General features: G+C 56.3%; 1 protein-coding gene. It reads right to left on the reverse strand.

Annotated features, from left to right (window positions below; all coding sequences use genetic code 11):
* Positions 1–36: 36 nt before the first annotated feature.
* Positions 37–430, reverse strand: a 394-nt coding sequence (locus tag HX811_RS31845; RefSeq protein ID WP_177048892.1) for a hypothetical protein, incomplete at its 5' end; no start/stop codon positions are given.

Consider the following 430-nt stretch of genomic DNA (forward strand, 5'->3'; position numbering starts at 1 on the left):
CGCGATGGTCAGTTGGATGCGCATGCTGCCGCCGCATTACATGTTTGAGTTGCTCGGGGAAATCACCACCGAGGTGTTGCTCAACCTGCTGTTGCTGAGAATCAACAATCCTTTGGCAATCGCCTCATGACTGAGCTTCAGGAGCGCTCCAAGCTCGGCTTGGGAGAGGTACTGCAGGAGCTTTTCGCTGTTGGGCTTGATGTCTGCCAACCACTGGTACAGCTGCGCAATACCGTCCCAGAGGCCGTAAAGCACGTTTTCAAAGCCCCGCGCATAAGCCAGTTGCAGCGAGGTGTAGCGCTCGCCATAACCCGCCTTGGCATAGCTCTCCCATATCGGCTTGAACGTGCTCGTCCACTGACCGCGCAAGTTGCCTTCCAGCGAGCTGATCTCGGACTGATAGGAGGCATACAGTGCCTTGATGTGATCC

The sequence above is a fragment of the Pseudomonas sp. F8002 genome (genome assembly GCF_013385495.1).
Lineage (GTDB): Bacteria > Pseudomonadota > Gammaproteobacteria > Pseudomonadales > Pseudomonadaceae > Aquipseudomonas.